Raw genomic sequence first — 595 nt, 5'->3', positions numbered from 1 at the left:
CAGATCCGACGTCTTGCGTGAGCAGCTCGGAGCCGAGCCCGTCGTGCCGACGAGAAGAGAAGGGGGAGGGGGGATCGTGTCCACGAGAGGAGACGAGCCATGCGCATCCAACGGGCGATCGCGATCGCCAAGGCAGACGAGAACCGCCTGATCCGCTTCATTGAGCGACGCGACCGCTTTCTCGACGCGCTCGACTGGGACTCGCTCCCCGAGCAGCTCGCCCGGGAGGCGGCGATGATGGACGAGCTGCTCGCAACCGAACTCGCCGAGGCCGCGTGCTATGTCATATGGCTTGAGGAGTGCATCGGCTTCGGCGTCGAAGACATCGTCGCCGTCCATGATCTGCAGCCGCTCTCCGTGATCCGATCCATCGCCGCGTTGGCCTAACCCACCGGTCGACACCTACCGCCGCGGCTTCCTTCCGCTACCATCCCATGCAACAATCTCCACGGGAGATGAACGATGACTGCTGTCCTGACGGACTTCCTCTTCGGCTCGCCCAACCACCTTTACTGGTCGCTTCTCGGCCTCGCCGTGCTTGTTCTCGCCGGGATCGTAGTGGCCCACCTGATGCACGACTACCGTCGGACCATCA

Annotated in this window: 1 protein-coding gene; it reads left to right on the top strand. The window is 63.7% G+C overall.

Annotated features, from left to right (window positions below):
• Nucleotides 1-99: 99 nt before the first annotated feature.
• The gene (locus tag AACY49_RS29950; RefSeq protein WP_133192224.1) at nucleotides 100-387 is read left to right on the top strand and encodes a hypothetical protein; all 288 of its coding nucleotides are present in this window, start codon (nucleotides 100-102) and stop codon (nucleotides 385-387) included.
• Nucleotides 388-595 lie beyond the last annotated feature (208 nt).

The organism is Pseudomonas sp. EL_65y_Pfl2_R96 (assembly GCF_963970905.1).
Classification (GTDB): domain Bacteria; phylum Pseudomonadota; class Gammaproteobacteria; order Pseudomonadales; family Pseudomonadaceae; genus Aquipseudomonas.
This window is presented reverse-complemented; position numbering and strand designations above follow the sequence as displayed.

What these genes read in the sequence shown, in the direction of transcription:
- AACY49_RS29950 (WP_133192224.1), top strand. Translation starts at nt 100, where the DNA reads ATGCGCATCCAACGGGCGATCGCGATCGCCAAGGCAGACGAGAACCGC.